13 protein-coding genes are annotated in these 14505 nt (G+C 35.0%); 4 read left to right on the top strand and 9 right to left on the bottom strand.

Annotation, left to right across the window (positions count from 1 at the left end):
- Window positions 1–525: 525 nt before the first annotated feature.
- Complete coding sequence (locus B0A64_RS04050; protein ID WP_089478263.1) at window positions 526–729, top strand: hypothetical protein; 204 nt, start codon at window positions 526–528, stop codon at window positions 727–729.
- 215 nt (window positions 730–944) lie between these two features.
- On the opposite strand, the gene B0A64_RS04045 is transcribed toward B0A64_RS04050, so the two are convergent.
- The 9 genes from B0A64_RS04045 to B0A64_RS04005 form a co-directional block, all read right to left on the bottom strand.
- Window positions 945–1235: a hypothetical protein gene (locus B0A64_RS04045; RefSeq protein WP_089478262.1), complete on the bottom strand. Its 291-nt coding sequence runs from the start codon at window positions 1233–1235 to the stop codon at window positions 945–947.
- A gap of 43 nt (window positions 1236–1278) precedes the next feature.
- Complete coding sequence (locus B0A64_RS04040; RefSeq protein WP_089478261.1) at window positions 1279–2637, bottom strand: S41 family peptidase; 1359 nt, start codon at window positions 2635–2637, stop codon at window positions 1279–1281.
- A 67-nt stretch (window positions 2638–2704) separates the two neighbouring features.
- Window positions 2705–3493: a hypothetical protein gene (locus B0A64_RS04035; protein ID WP_244285343.1), complete on the bottom strand. Its 789-nt coding sequence runs from the start codon at window positions 3491–3493 to the stop codon at window positions 2705–2707.
- Between the two features lie 59 nt (window positions 3494–3552).
- Window positions 3553–4407, bottom strand: coding sequence for a T9SS type A sorting domain-containing protein (locus tag B0A64_RS04030; RefSeq protein WP_089478259.1), 855 nt, complete (start codon window positions 4405–4407; stop codon window positions 3553–3555).
- A 67-nt stretch (window positions 4408–4474) separates the two neighbouring features.
- Window positions 4475–5782 carry a hypothetical protein gene (locus B0A64_RS04025; RefSeq protein WP_089478258.1) on the bottom strand — a complete coding sequence of 436 codons (1308 nt, stop codon included), beginning with the start codon at window positions 5780–5782 and terminating at the stop codon, window positions 4475–4477.
- A 438-nt stretch (window positions 5783–6220) separates the two neighbouring features.
- A complete protein-coding gene (locus tag B0A64_RS04020; RefSeq protein WP_089478257.1) occupies window positions 6221–9448 on the bottom strand; it encodes a TonB-dependent receptor domain-containing protein in 3228 nt (1075 codons plus the stop codon).
- A gap of 146 nt (window positions 9449–9594) precedes the next feature.
- Complete coding sequence (locus B0A64_RS04015; RefSeq protein WP_089478256.1) at window positions 9595–10443, bottom strand: FecR family protein; 849 nt, start codon at window positions 10441–10443, stop codon at window positions 9595–9597.
- Window positions 10444–10665: 222 nt separating this feature from the next.
- A complete protein-coding gene (locus B0A64_RS04010; protein ID WP_089478255.1) occupies window positions 10666–11244 on the bottom strand; it encodes an RNA polymerase sigma factor in 579 nt (192 codons plus the stop codon).
- 147 nt (window positions 11245–11391) lie between these two features.
- A complete protein-coding gene (locus B0A64_RS04005) occupies window positions 11392–12159 on the bottom strand; it encodes a response regulator transcription factor (protein WP_089478254.1) in 768 nt (255 codons plus the stop codon).
- 164 nt (window positions 12160–12323) lie between these two features.
- On the opposite strand from B0A64_RS04005, the gene B0A64_RS04000 reads away from it, so the two are divergent.
- From B0A64_RS04000 to B0A64_RS25475, 3 genes are all read left to right on the top strand, one after another.
- Window positions 12324–12974, top strand: a complete 651-nt coding sequence (locus B0A64_RS04000) for a DUF1349 domain-containing protein (protein ID WP_089478253.1) — start codon at window positions 12324–12326, stop codon at window positions 12972–12974.
- 80 nt (window positions 12975–13054) lie between these two features.
- Window positions 13055–13780 (top strand): M20 metallopeptidase family protein, encoded by a 726-nt coding sequence (locus B0A64_RS25480; RefSeq protein ID WP_244285342.1) that lies wholly within the window; start codon window positions 13055–13057, stop codon window positions 13778–13780.
- Window positions 13777–14346, top strand: coding sequence for a M20/M25/M40 family metallo-hydrolase (locus B0A64_RS25475; RefSeq protein ID WP_244285341.1), 570 nt, complete (start codon window positions 13777–13779; stop codon window positions 14344–14346). Before B0A64_RS25480 ends, B0A64_RS25475 begins: the two co-directional genes overlap by 4 nt.
- The last annotated feature ends 159 nt before the right edge of the window (window positions 14347–14505 follow it).

The following is a 14505-nucleotide window of genomic DNA, read 5'->3' as shown; positions in this document are numbered from 1 at the left end:
TCCCAAAGAATATCCTGAGATTGCATCAATATTGGTATAATAAAAAGTACAATTAGGTAGTTTTTTTTCATGTTGAATTAATTATTTGTAGGTCTTAACTTGTTTTAAAATGTAATAGTAGCCCAATTATTTATTAACTGCAATACCAACTTTCAGGGATTTTTTTCAAATCACTAAAAAAGGAAAACAGTAAGTAAAGTTCTGTAATAAGCAGGTTAATTAGGTTAAGGCAATTAAATTTTGCTCGCAAATCTAAACTACTTAAAGGTTATAATGTTACGGTTTTACGTACTGTTATATCCTTATTGCAAAAAAAAAGTGTTTTTACGTCATATTTTATAGACAATTAAAAACAATAAAGTACTAAAGTATTTTACAATCTTAATTTTAACAAATAATTCCTAAATCAATCTTTTCTAGCTATTTAACACCTGTTAATTCAATAATAAATGCGACATATTGTGTAAGAGAAATCAGTACTATAAACCTAATTTTGAGCTGTTAATCAATCTAAAAATTAGAGCCATGAAAAATTTAAATAGTTACAAAGAAGAAGACTTTAAAAGATGCCCGTATCACAGTGAGATTTGTTCTGCAAATAGTGACGATTTAGTGTACAGAAAAGCTTACAAGGGAGATTGGGGACATTGGGATGACTTGCCAGAAACTACTGTTCCGGATCAGAATGATTATGCTGCGATAGAAAATGACGATGCAGTAAACATATAAATGAAGTATCCTACCTGTATAAATTAAGTATAACCCTCTTGAGCTATCATACACAACTTTAAAGGATAAAAAAAGCATCTAAAAGTTTAGAAAAAATAAACTTTTAGATGCAAAAACAATCTAATAAAGGTATAAAAAGTAAAATCTAAAATGGTGTATTTTATGGTTTCTATATCACTATTTTTTACTAGTAATAGAAAATATGAACTGATATTTTAAAACAATAAAACATTGTCTTTTTGCAGCTTTGTTGTTAGCGTTCTAATTTTTTTATGCAGCATGCTTCTTGTCGACTTTTTTTTGAGTTCATAATCTCTTGTACATTTCTCGAGTTCTGCCAGGAGTACTTTAAATCTGGTATATAATAGGGCGAGTTCCTCCATATCGTTCTGTATTTTAGAATCTTGTTCCAGACCCAAAGTCTCTTTGGCAACGTTGGATATATTTTCATACTTATGAAACACATCTAATAAATTTCGATGTTCCCTATTATTAATTCCTTGCATAATATAGTATTCAAATATCTATAAAGTATAATAAAACCTGAATTTACGGGATCATACGCAGCAACGGATCTACATCTGTATCGATCACAGAGAGTGGTAATGATTGCACATTTGCTGTATTTAATTTAGCTGTGTTTCCGGAAATCGCATTTAGCGCTGTTTTTAATAAAATTTCAGAACGATCACCAAGAGCAAAAACCCCGGGTTCCTGAATTTCGTTTGTGTAGAATGTTGGATTTATACCTTTGCTATACTCGCCTTCGTGTCTGGAATTAAATAATTTATAAATAGACGGATACAATATCCAACCTTTGGTTCCCGAAATTCGGTCATCTTCGATAGGAAATCCTGCTACATCTTTGCCAAAAGTTTTTTCTCCAATTGTAATAACATTTATATAAGGTTTCAGGTTATTTATAATAAGTTCTGAGGCAGATGCAGTACGATTTCCGCACAAAATGTACACTTTGTTTATAGAGGGATGAACGTTATGCAGGACATCAAAACTTACTTTAGTCTCATTGCTTTGTAAGGATTGCAAAAAAGACTGATCGACAGTACCCCCGTTGGCGTTTCCTTCAAATTTTATAAAGAGATCACCGGATCGAATATCGGGTGCTATAATAATACTAAGTGCAGTTGCAGATGCGATATCTCCCCCACCATTGTATCTTAAATCCAGAATGAGTTCTGTAATGGATTTGCTTTTTAATTCCTGAAAAATTTGCTGATATAATTGAGCTTGCCCAACATCAAAATGCGGAATTTCGACATAACCTATTTTCGTATTTTTATCCTCGATTACACGATACGAAATGGGTTGCAAAAAACTAAATCCCTGCACTATCAAAACTTCTTTTGGTTTAGAAAAACCAGATTGTGCAGCATAAGTGGTCGTAAATAATTGGAGCTGACCGGAAGTTATCATATTTTGATACAAACGATCATAATTGCCCTGATTCAAAACCGTTGCCTCTATTTGGGTAATGAGCTGCCCTCTTTGCAGTCCACTATTTTTTGCCGGTGAATCTGCCAATACATATAAAATTACGCCATACGTTTTTCCTTCAAACTCAAAAAAAGAAACGTCAAAACCAAATTTTCGTCTAAGGCTCTGCGGTGCAGTTTCCGGCAATGCAGGATGCAAAGCATACGAATAGATATCTTCTTTTTGTAACAATCCTGCAAAATATTCTTTTGGATTAACTGATAAATTGCCCTGATCCGGCATTGTTGCGCTCCAGCGATAATATTTTTTCATTTGCTGATACATCCAATCATTAACATACTCGTTAGACCCTTCTTTATAATCAGCAACAGAAGTATCATCCGGAGAACACGAAAAAATGAGCGTTACCAGAAAAAATAATGGCAAAATGAAAACAAAAAGAGATTTTTTCATTCTATACTTTTAAAATTTATAAATAACCTGTTTTACTTTTATTACGGAACAACAACAAATAATCCCTTTATTTAAAAACAAAATAGTCTGCCAGATTTAGTGTTCCGTCTACTCCTGAAAAAGCTCCGTTTACATCTCGTTTTTCATCCAGTATTATTAATTTTGATTTGTTGGTTGACAGCGTCATATTTACTGTTATTTTCTTGCCCGAAACATACGATTCTGTTGTACCATGTTTGACCAATTCCATTATAATAGTTGGGGGCTGACTAAACGGAAATTCAATAAACTTGCTGTACTGGTCTTTGTTTATATTCTCTACAACTCCTAAAACCTGACCATTGATCTTACGGATAATTCCGTCCAGTGTTCCGGTATAACCTGTTTTTGAATATAAATTAAGAGTAGGAAAAATAAACCTGTATCCGCTGTAGGCAGGCAAACTTAAAACTCCGGGTTTTAACGTGAGCGCATTATCGAGCCATATATTTTCTTTGGCATAAAACGAAAGGGTATCTTTTGGTTTTTGTGCATTAAAATGATACGTTCTTAAAATCTCTTTTGTTGTTTTATTGGTAAACTCAAAAACTTTATCCTCACTGCCATGGTATACAAAATCATAGTCTTTTTCGACTTTTTTTACAAAAGCGGTACGTTTGTCTTTTCCAATTTCGACCGGTTTACCGTTTACCATGATTTGTATCGAATCGTTTAATGCACTATATCCTATGATGACTACTTTTCCGGGCTGATTTTTTTCAGTACCATACAGTGGTGTCAGCTCATCATTGGCACAGGATTCTAAAAGAGCCAATATAATCGAGAAAATTAATATGCTTGTCAATATATTCTTCATATTCATTTGTTTGTATTGCAATAGCTATTTGATCGGAAAATTGTAACGTTTTGCGATTCTTATTTTTTAATAAATTTTAATTTTCCTGAAATACTGCCGTCAGAGATGACAAGAAAGTAAACACCTTGTGCCAAATCGCCAACGTTTAAATTTTCTTTTTTATAAGGTGATTCTTTTACTAATAATCCGGTAGCGTTGTAAATTTTTAAAGAAGTTTTGTCACTATTAAATCGTTCTCCCAAATCTAATTCGAGAGACTCTTTTACCGGATTTTGATTCAGTCTGCAAACCTTCGATGTTAGCTCAATAGCATCTAAACCTAATAGAGATTCTGCAATTACAGAGATTTTATCAATTTCGTATCCAATAAAACCTGTAGCAGGATTAGTGCCCAATGCTATATATACTGTTGTTTTTCCTGAAAACTGCGAAATATCGATTTCATAATCCTTAAATTCAGGTTCGTCGACTGTTTGTCTTTCGAGCGTAACTTTGCTAATAAGTACAAACGATGCCGGATCTGGTGTGGTAGATCCATAAACAGCTATATCCTGATTACTGTCGTAAATACTGGGTTGTGCCTTTAAGGTTAGTGTAACTTTGCCGGAATAAAATGATAAATCTAAAACAGGGGTTATCGCCAGATTATCTTCAAAAGTTTCTAAAGGGGAACCTGATGGGAACTGGATATTATAGGTGCCTAAAATATCGATAGTCCCTGCTCCTATTTCGTTTGCTGCCTCATCAAATTTGATGTTTTTTCGGGCAATCCAATTACTTCCGTTTCCATCTTTATCCAATAAAACCCAGTCTGAAACATCAGCATCATCAAAATCATCTTCCCAAACGGTAAACTGAGCCGATGAAACAATTGAGAACAGTATAAATAGTAGTAAAAGTAGCTTTTTTTTCATTTTTTTTTATTTTTAAAAACATGGGCAGAAATAATCTGCCCATGTACAATTTTAATAATTAACCTAATTAAAAATTTGTAAACTTAGTCCAGTTACTTACCCAGTTAGCTTCTGTTTTGAATGCTCCTGTACCTCCTGTAAAATTCAAAGCTCCATCATTAAAGAACGGTTGGCTTAGTGACCATTTTGTAGCCGGGTTTACTGTAGAAGTAGCATTACCAATACCTCCTAAAACAGTTCCTGCCGGTAAAAGTGGATTATCAAATCCGTGAATTGATACTCTTAACCATGAAGAATTGCCTGGCAAAGAAGGAGTTTCCCAGTTGATACCTTTATTGTATCCTGTAACTGTTGCATCTGTTAAGCTTATTTGTCCTAATCTGCGTACATGTATAGCATTCTCATAAAGATCTGCTACTGTAGTAGAGCTAACACCAATAATAGATAATTGACTGATAACCGGACGTGTTATAAGTGCTGTAGAACTACCTGTAGCATTATTATCTAACTCAATACCATTAGAATCAGGATTTCCGCCGCTTAAACTATGAGAAGAATTACTATCAGCAATTGCAATCGCTTTTGTAATTGTTCCTGTGTAACCAAGATCAAAGTCAAAATTGTCATCATCCGGAGCAAAAGAAACCAAATGCCCTGCGTTTACTGTACCTCCAAAAAATTCAAAAGAGTCATCTCTTCCGTATGATACCTGAACGTGATCAATTACAGTACCTGAACCAACACCTCCTAAAGTCAATCCGTTGATCTCTACACCTGTTGCAGCATCTAATATACGTCCTGCAAATTCGATACGAACATAATTTATAGCTCCACCATTATGAGCGTTGTTTGTACCACCATAATAAAAATCAGAAACAGAAGGCTGATCTCCCAATCCTTCGATAATATTAGTAACAGATCCATTATTTACCTGAGCATCACCCAAAACAACTACACCACCAAAATCTCCGGGAGTAGCAGTTGTTCCTGCGCTACCATCTAATAAGTTATAACTTGTAAAAATAACCGGTGCTGTAGCAGTTCCTTGTGCATCAATTTTACCTGTTTTAGTAATTACAAGAACTCCTGTAGCAACTCCTGCTGCCAAAGGTTTAGCTTTAATAAATGTACCCGCCTGAATTGTTAATGTAGCGCCTGATTTTACACGTACTACTCCATCAATTTCCCAAACTTTATCGCTGGTCCAGGTAGTGTTTGTAGTGATATCACCACTTACAGTTTGTACTGTTGCAGGATATCCTGTGTAGTCAGCACCAGCAGCTTTCATAGAAAAAGAAGAATCAGCAGATGAATCATCATTTTGGCAAGAGCTCACAGCAAGAGCTATCATTGCACATACAAAAAATTTTTTCATAATAATTTTATTAATGCTATATTTGCTGCTATTACAAACTAGGCCTTTGGAGAGAGCAGCAAAATATCTTTCCTCAGGTCTTTCTCTTTTTTGGTAAAGACCTTTTTCTATAAACGATCCCGCTTTACCATCGGGGTTTATACCTGCAATTCCATCTTTTGCTCACAGGTTTTTTTTAACGCAGCAAAAGGTTTCCTTTCCATTCATTTTAAAACACTGACCTAAAAAAGAGCAACTTATCTTAGTATTCATTTTAAAAGAACATCTTAAAGTATTTTTTTTGCGTTTTTGTTCAATGCACTAAACAAAAAAGAAATCTAATACTTACAACTACATACATTAGCTTTTGAAAAACCAAAATATCATGTCTTTTTTTATTGTTAACGGTTTCTTAATATCTACGATCCAAAACCCTTCAATTTCTTAATACCCGTTTGTTTAAAAGGAATAATTAACAGATACACTTATCGTTCTTCCGTTTTTAGCCTTAAATACTTCCCTGTCAAGATCCTGATCAAATTTGGTAGTAGCACCTGCTCCCAGACTAAATCGCTCTCTTGGGTTAGATCCTGTCGGTACATCTTCTATTTTACTGTAACTGTTTGCATTGTTGTAGGTTTCTATACCGGCATCAAACATATTTTTTATACTGCATTTTAATTCCAGATTTCGCTCCTTAAAAAATTTGTAACTCACCTGAGCATCTGTTATCGCATAGGGTTTGCGAATTTCTTCGGCAAAATATTCAAATCCTACCAGTATATATTGATCTCCTACCGCATTGTGTCTCAAACTAAATCCCAGACGTTCGCCCACATAATCCAGACCCAGATTATAGGTATAAGGCGATTGCCCATAAAGTGGTCTGTTGGCTTCATAAAGTCCACCGGTACCGTCTAAATTGACATAAGAAGTAACCTTGGTATCGTTTACAGAAGCATTACCATACACAAACAGGTTTTTTAAGATATCGCCTTCGCCTAAAAAAGAAAGACTTTTATAAAACTCCAGTTCTACACCCCAAAGTTTGGCATTGCTTGAATTGATGTTGTAGATATCTCTAACACCTGATGCATTAAGATAACCAACAGATTCTATTGGATCCTCTATATTTTTATGATAAACACCAAACGATAAAACTTCGCCGCCAGATGGGAACCATTCTAATTTTAAATCATAATTATTGGCAACACTCGAAACTAAACCTCCGGTGTAATTGTAAATTTTGGCAGACCTGACGGGATCAAAATAAGGGATCGTTAAGCGCTCTGCAAACTGAGGTCGTAAAACCGATTTATTATACCCCAATCTTACATTCATTTTGTTTGTCGGGCTCACAATTAAACTCGCTGAAGGCAAAAATTGCCATATTTTATCATCGCCCTGAACGGCAGAGAAACCATCGGGTGTTTCAGACTGACTTTGTATTTGGGTATAGATATAACTTTCGGCACGCACACCCCAAACCAGCCTTAGATAACGTCCCATTTTATCATCGAGCATTAAAAATGGCGAATGCACCTTTACATCTCCCACATATTTATTGCCATATATCCCGTAATCCTGCCAGCCAAAACCGCCATAATAATAATTTGATCCGTCCAGAAATTTTGTCAGTGGGTCATAGATTTCAGCTCTGTCGCTGGCTTGTCCTACCGTAACCAGTTTGGCTGATTCCTGCTGATTGGTTGCCTTTTTGTAAGTTCCAAAATAACCGGCTTTGATATCGTTTGTAAAAGATTCTGTAAAATCAAAAGAGTACTTAAAATTTATTGCCGCATTATAATCAACTTCATCATTCTTAAAATTGCTTCTTCTAAACCTATCGTCAGCATTATAAACATCATAGTACTGGAGCACATCATCGCCTACTTTTCTTCTTCCAATATCTACAAATGTTGCGTCTTTGGTATCTTTTCTCACATTTCCGTAAGCGCCATACCAATTGATTTCTAATTTGTCGAATTTGTGATTTCCTTCGATTTTATTCTGAATAAAAGTCGTGTAAACCGGATAATTAGATTCAGCAGTAGTAGCCAGATCAGTACCGCTTACTATATCTGCAGAAGCCTGACCAATGTCCCAACCCGTAATCTGGGTCAATTGATTGTTGTAAATATGCATAACCGTATTACGGCTTGTAATTTTATGATTATCAAACTGTATGGCTGCATTAAACGTACCGCCCAAAGTAGAGTTAAAGTTATAGTTGGCACCTGAATTATTAAACCCGTATTTTGTAAAAGTCGAATAAGGTCTGCCTTTCTTTTCTTCGAGGAACTCTGAATTACTTTTATAATTGCCTCTTTCTGTATGCTCAATTTCTAATTTTTCCTGTGTGTTCTTAAAAATCAATGACCCCACAAATCCCCATTTGTTATTGTCTTTTAATTTATAAGTGCGCCCTATACCAAACTGAAGTGTCGTTCCCGGTGCTCCGTACGTTTTATAAGTAGTAAAATTATCCTGAGTAAACTGCCTGGACTGCTCAATAAACAAATCAGATTGTGCTGAGCTCTTAGGGATATCCAACGCGATAAGATTGTTGGGATAATCACGTCTGCCATCATCAAAACCCAGATAATCATGATCGCCTTCCTGTCTTGTAAGGCGTTCTTTAAAGGTACTTTTACTATTATAAGAAGTGCTGATAGAGAAATTGGTAAAATTTTCTTTTGGAATATCTATTGTTTTAACCTCTACATATCCTCCGGCAAAATTGGCGTACATGTCCGGAGTCGCAGATTTGCTTACGACAATACTTTCGACAATTGCCGTTGGAATAATATCAAAAGAAAAATTTTGCTGATAAGCATCTGTACTGGGCAATGTAATACCATCCATAACCGCCTGATTCCATCTTTCGGCCATAGAACGCACCACAACATATTTATCGCCTACAGTTGTTACCCCCGTAATACGCTTAAGGGCGCTACCCACATCTTTATCCGGAGTTCTTGCTATTTGCTCTGCCGATATACCATCAGAAAACTGAGCTGCTTTTTTTTGCTGCAATAACATTCCCTGTACAGAGGCAGTTGCTTTTTTATAATCCTGAATAATAATTACTTCATTAAGGGATTCTGCATCTTCTTTTAAAGAAACAACCAAGGGTGTCTCGCCACCTTCGAGAACTTTGACAGCCGTAATTTTTTGTGTTTGAAAAGAAATAACACTAATCTCGATAGTATATTCGCCCGGCTCTACTTCCAGAACATAAGTACCATCAATATCAGATTGTGTTCCTATACCCAGCTCTGCGACTTTTATGTTGGCACCCGGCAGCGAAAGACCATTGACATCTACAACTTTACCGGTTATTTTTCCTTTCTTTTTTTTTTTGCCGCCATCTTTACTATTTACGGCTATATTATTCTCATTTCGTCTAAAATTTAAGTTGGTCTGATCTTGCAAATCCGTTAAGATTTCATCTATCGAAACATTTTCTTTTTTAAGGGTAATAAGTGGTATACTTAAATCCAGATCCTTTTGGTAAACAAATTGATAGGGCGTACGCGATTTTAGGTTATCGATAATTTTTTGAGGAGACGAATTTTTAAAATCAACCGATACTGTTCCGGTTTGCGAATGCATGGTATTTATGCCGCAGAAAAAGCCAAAAAATAAAATCCAGAAGGCAAATTGCCTGGAAAAGTCATTATTCATAATTGATGATTGTTAGTTTATTGTACTTAATTTTATATGATTATTTGGGTTAATATCGCTCCGTAAAGTCCGCACTTTGCCTGTCGCTTAATCAGCAGGTATCTTACCCGATTAAGCCACAATGGTTTTCTAAAAAAAAGCTGTTTTTATCTGCTAATTAAATACGTGTTATTGCCCGTTGGTCGTATTTTAATCTCTAATGCAAAAGCAATAGTTTGCAGCATTTCATACAAACCTTGTCTGGTATCCAGCGTTCCCTGAATCGTCAGGCTTTTTAAGTCATTTTCGAGGTAATTAACCTCAAACTTATGATCTGCTTTTAGTTTACTCAAAACTTCCTGCAGCGTTAAGCCATCTACATAAAGCAAAACCTTTTTCCATTCCGGTTCCAGAACCTTTGTTTTTTGTTTTTGCAGTAAAGCTGTTTCCGGTTGGTAAACTGCTTTATCGCCCCGCTCCAGCAATACTGTATTTTGTACACTTTCGACCCGTACTTTTCCGGTTCTTACATTAACTTCGGGACTATTGCCATCGTAGGCATTTATATTAAAAGACGTTCCCAAAACAGTCGTTTTTATGGCTCCGGAAGTAATTACAAAAGGTCGTGACGGATCCCGTTTTACTTCAAAAAAAGCTTCTCCTTTTAAGGTTATCGTTCTTTCGTGTTTGGAAAAAGTTGCGGGATATTCAATTTCCGAATTTTGATTGAGCCATACCCGAGTTCCGTCTGATAATGATAAAAGCCGAATGTCCCGGCTGAATGTTTTTGTAGCTGTAAGTTCAATTTTAGTTTTGTTTAATTGAATAAAAACCTGATATCCCGAAAGAGACAAAATAAATACAGCACAAGCGACAGCCGTCCAATTATAAAAACTTCTGTATTTATCAATTGTAACGTTGCGTATATTATTCCACATACGCAATTTAGTTTCAAACGGAAGAATGCCATTATGAGGTACCGCATTCCACTCTTCTCTTAATTTCTTGGATTTCATTTACAAGTAACATTTATATTTAAAAATTTCCGGAGCAATCTTATCGATTCAACTACATTAGATTTCCAATCATTCAAATATCACGGGGCAACATTACTATTAACGTTTTCTTAATCTAAACGAAGATTACGGATAACCTGACTTTGGGCAAAAATGAGACCGCGTACCAGTAAATAGTACGAATTGGGATTGCTTAAAAAATAAAAAAGTATAAACTGAAATTTATAATATGAGTTCTGACTGACTGATAAAGAATAAGGCAAACCAATAGAGTTCATGGTTTTCTACTGCATTCTTTTTAAGGAATTGTAAGGTCTTAGAAATTTGGTTTGCCACAGCACTTTGCGACATATCCATCTCTGCCGCTATTTCTTTGTAACTGCGGTCTTCGAATTTATGAAGGCTAAAAATTTTTCGTCTTTTTGCAGGGATTTTATTGAGCAGATATTCTATTTTTTCGAGCTTCGAGCTTATATCATCATCAGTTTCGGATATGGTATCAAGCTCTTTTATCAATTGATCATTTTCGACCGAAAAAATCTTATTTTGTTTTTTATACCATTTTGAAATTTCCTGTTTGGAACTTTTAAACAAAATGGCTTCCAACTCTATTGCAGGATCTAATTTTGTTCTGTATTTCCAGAGATGAATAAATACGTTTTGGGTCACATCTTCGGCATCTGCAAGTTGTGCCGTATATTTTTTTACAAAACAAAACACTTTATAATGATACAAATCATAGATTTCTTTAAAGCTGGAATCATCTCCCGCACGTAAACAAATTAGCAAATTAGAACTCATAATGTAATTTTAAATTGTTAAAGAAGACCCTTACAAAAGTATAATAAACCTCTTTTGATAATTTTATGAATTGGTCATTTAATAATTTATTAATATTGCCTTAGGAACGTAAATCTGCAAACTATAAAAAATAGTTCCGGATATAATTTACAACAAATTCAAAGCATCGGCTGTTCTTACCGCTTCGATAGAATTGTTTACCTTAAGTTTTTCAAGGATATTCTGCCTGTGCCTGTTTACGGTATTAATGCTGATATTAAGCTGGGTAGCAATGCCTTTGCTAATACCACCTTTACTAATTAATTGCAGAATTTCTTTTTCGCGCGAAGTCAATAAATTGACACAGTTTTCGTACGTATCGATATAAAAAATTTCTCCTGTTTTAGTATTCACAATTTTGCCATCGATACCGGTTGCAGCTCCGTTTTTTTCGAACGAATAATTATAAAGACAAACCGCCAGCCACAATCCGCCCTCAGAGCTGTTCTTGAGATAAAAGCTACGGTGCAAAATAGGCTGATATTCGTTTTTACTATTCAGCGTCCTAATCCTGCATTTGGTCATATAGTTTAATCGTTCCCCGGGGTTTAGAACCTTTAGAAAATTAAAAAACTCCAGCTCCAAAAGATTTCTCTGAAAAAGATCTTCGGGGTGAATACGGTTGTAGATGTCCTCTTCCCAAATAGAATCAATTGTGGTATATCCGGAAGTATTCATTTCGAAAAAGCTTCCAAAATCACCCGTAAAAATATGGCTTTTATTATCTGCAAGATCTGATAATACCGCTACAGAATGGTCTATTTTGACATAAGCTTGTATAAGATCTATCGCTTCTGCTAAAGCTTCCTTTCGTTTTTCAGGACTGTCGACAGATTCAAAAGAAAAATTGTCTTCTAATTTTGTGATCGGATTCATAACCGTAATTCATTTATTTTGTGGTAGTATCGAATTACCATAGAGATTGTCAAAAATAGAAAATTATATTGTTTTACTACAAAATGGTTATAAATAACTATTGCTGAAAAAATAACGAATCCTCTACTTTGTAAATTATTAATAAAATTCAAATTTAAAAAATCATGAAGAGGATTTACTTCGTTTTAGTCTTTGCAGGTATAATCTGTGCAAAAGGTAACGCTCAAAAATTAAATTCAATGAACTGGCTTAACGAGCCTGCTGAGTGGGAAATAAAAGACAACAAACTTACTATGCAGGTCACGGCACAATCTGATTATTGGAACAAAAGCCATTATGGGTTTACGGTTTTCGATGGTCCTTTTTTGTATACGGAAAGAAGTGGCGAATTTGAAGTTACAGTAAAAATGAGCGGAGTTTATAAAACCAGATTCGATCAGGTTTGTCTAATGTTACGAATCGATGAAAACAATTATATTAAAACAGGTGTAGAATATGTCGATGGCGTTTATAATATTAGTACGGTTCATACGATCGATAAAAGTTCCTGGAGTGTATTGGGATTGAAAGAAAAGCCTAAAAATGTCTGGATGAAAGCGGTACGACGACTAGATGCAGTCGAAATTTTTTATTCGATCGATGGCGTTACTTATACCATGACCAACACGGTATATTTTCCGGAACATAAAACGGTACAGGTTGGTATGATGGCGGCGAGTCCGGACGGAAAAGGTTTTACGGCTAATTTTGAAGATTTTAAAATTACTCATCTTCCGGATCAAAGGCGTCTGGAATGGTTAAAAAATAATCAATAATCATTTTAGTGTAACATTTATAACAATAAGCCGTCTATTCTATTGTATTCTTACTATCAAGCCCAAAATAAACGCTAACCATGAAAACAAGATTTTTATTATACCTGTTATTATTGCTCCTTGCTGCTTATCAAAAGGTTTTTAGTCAACAAAAAGAAGCAGAAAAATTAAATCCCGAATTTATAAAAATAAAAACGGACAGTATTTTTAGTAAGCTGGTTGATATAAGGAGAGACTTTCATGAAAATCCTGAATTGGCGGGAAATGAAGTACGAACGCAGGAAAAGATCAGACAATATTTGCTTGATTTGGGCCTTGAGGTCGAAACCAATATTTATGGTCATGGTGTTTTGGGGATTTTAAAAGGCGAAAAAAAAGGGCGAAAAATAGCGTGGCGTGCCGAGATGGATGCGCTTCCGCAGGATTTCCCTGATAGCGTCGATTTTAAATCTAAGATAAAAGGTGCTCAACATGGTTGTGGTCACGACGTACATCTGGCTATTGCATTGGGAATTGCAGAGGTATTGGCAAAAAACAAAAAAGAGCTACACGGAACGGTTTATTTTATTTTTCAGCCGGAAGAGGAAACTTTTGTTGGAGCAAAAAAGATGCTTGAGAAAGGCTTACTTGCCAAAATACAACCGGACGAAATATATGGATTGCACGTTACGGCATTGCCATTGGGACAAATATTGGTTAAACCTGATGAGATGTTTGCGTATCAAAGAAGGGTGTGCATTAAACTGAAAGGGGAACTAACGAATGAACAAGCAAAAGAACTGACAAAAAAATACACACCGTTTTGACCCGTACCAAAAACAACAGCAAACCCTGGGAAATACAAAATATTAATGACCCAAAAATTGGACTTGCAAACCCTAATACTATATTTCAGGATTATCTAATAATGGATGATAATTTTAATATATATTCTAAAAATCAGGAACGTGTTCTCGAAGCTTATTTGTATGAAACCAATGCCGATAAACTAAAAAATATAATTCCTGAAATCAAACAGGTAATCGAAACCGAAAATCTGACAGATAAATTGCTTTCTGTTACGTTTGTACAGGAAAATCCAACAGTTATAAATGATAAAAAACTGACGGGGATTGTAATCAAAAAATTGAATGCAATTTACGGAAAAGGATTTGTCACTCTTGGCTATGGGCAGGCGCCCTTTTTTAATGATGATTTTACTTATTTTCAGCAAAAAATTCCAGGTGTTTACTTTTTTTTGGGAGGTTCTAATCCCGAAAAAGGAATTGTGGCCATGAATCATGCCCCTAATTTTAGAGTCGATGAAACGTGTATAAAAACAGGTGTGGCCACTTTTTCGTCTTTAATAATAGAAAGACTTACTGCAAAATAAACAGCCATACACTATCACATCAATAAAACCGACTGCACAACAGTCGGTTTTTTTTTTTTGTAGCAATAACTTCTGTAGTTACTAAATCTCAATACGTTATATAATTTTTATCTATTTTTTTATTAATTTTAACCCATTGGGTGAAATTAATTTTGACAC

It is taken from the genome of Flavobacterium araucananum (genome assembly GCF_002222055.1).
Classification (GTDB): domain Bacteria; phylum Bacteroidota; class Bacteroidia; order Flavobacteriales; family Flavobacteriaceae; genus Flavobacterium; species Flavobacterium araucananum.
This window is presented reverse-complemented; position numbering and strand designations above follow the sequence as displayed.

What these genes read in the sequence shown, in the direction of transcription:
- B0A64_RS04030 (WP_089478259.1), bottom strand. Translation starts at nt 4,407, where the DNA reads ATGAAAAAAAAGCTACTTTTACTACTATTTATACTGTTCTCAATTGTT.
- B0A64_RS04000 (WP_089478253.1), top strand. Translation starts at nt 12,324, where the DNA reads ATGAAGAGGATTTACTTCGTTTTAGTCTTTGCAGGTATAATCTGTGCA.
- B0A64_RS04020 (WP_089478257.1), bottom strand. Translation starts at nt 9,448, where the DNA reads ATGAATAATGACTTTTCCAGGCAATTTGCCTTCTGGATTTTATTTTTT.
- B0A64_RS04015 (WP_089478256.1), bottom strand. Translation starts at nt 10,443, where the DNA reads ATGAAATCCAAGAAATTAAGAGAAGAGTGGAATGCGGTACCTCATAAT.
- B0A64_RS04040 (WP_089478261.1), bottom strand. Translation starts at nt 2,637, where the DNA reads ATGAAAAAATCTCTTTTTGTTTTCATTTTGCCATTATTTTTTCTGGTA.
- B0A64_RS04025 (WP_089478258.1), bottom strand. Translation starts at nt 5,782, where the DNA reads ATGAAAAAATTTTTTGTATGTGCAATGATAGCTCTTGCTGTGAGCTCT.
- B0A64_RS04005 (WP_089478254.1), bottom strand. Translation starts at nt 12,159, where the DNA reads ATGAATCCGATCACAAAATTAGAAGACAATTTTTCTTTTGAATCTGTC.
- B0A64_RS25480 (WP_244285342.1), top strand. Translation starts at nt 13,055, where the DNA reads ATGAAAACAAGATTTTTATTATACCTGTTATTATTGCTCCTTGCTGCT.
- B0A64_RS04050 (WP_089478263.1), top strand. Translation starts at nt 526, where the DNA reads ATGAAAAATTTAAATAGTTACAAAGAAGAAGACTTTAAAAGATGCCCG.
- B0A64_RS04010 (WP_089478255.1), bottom strand. Translation starts at nt 11,244, where the DNA reads ATGAGTTCTAATTTGCTAATTTGTTTACGTGCGGGAGATGATTCCAGC.
- B0A64_RS04035 (WP_244285343.1), bottom strand. Translation starts at nt 3,493, where the DNA reads ATGAAGAATATATTGACAAGCATATTAATTTTCTCGATTATATTGGCT.
- B0A64_RS04045 (WP_089478262.1), bottom strand. Translation starts at nt 1,235, where the DNA reads ATGCAAGGAATTAATAATAGGGAACATCGAAATTTATTAGATGTGTTT.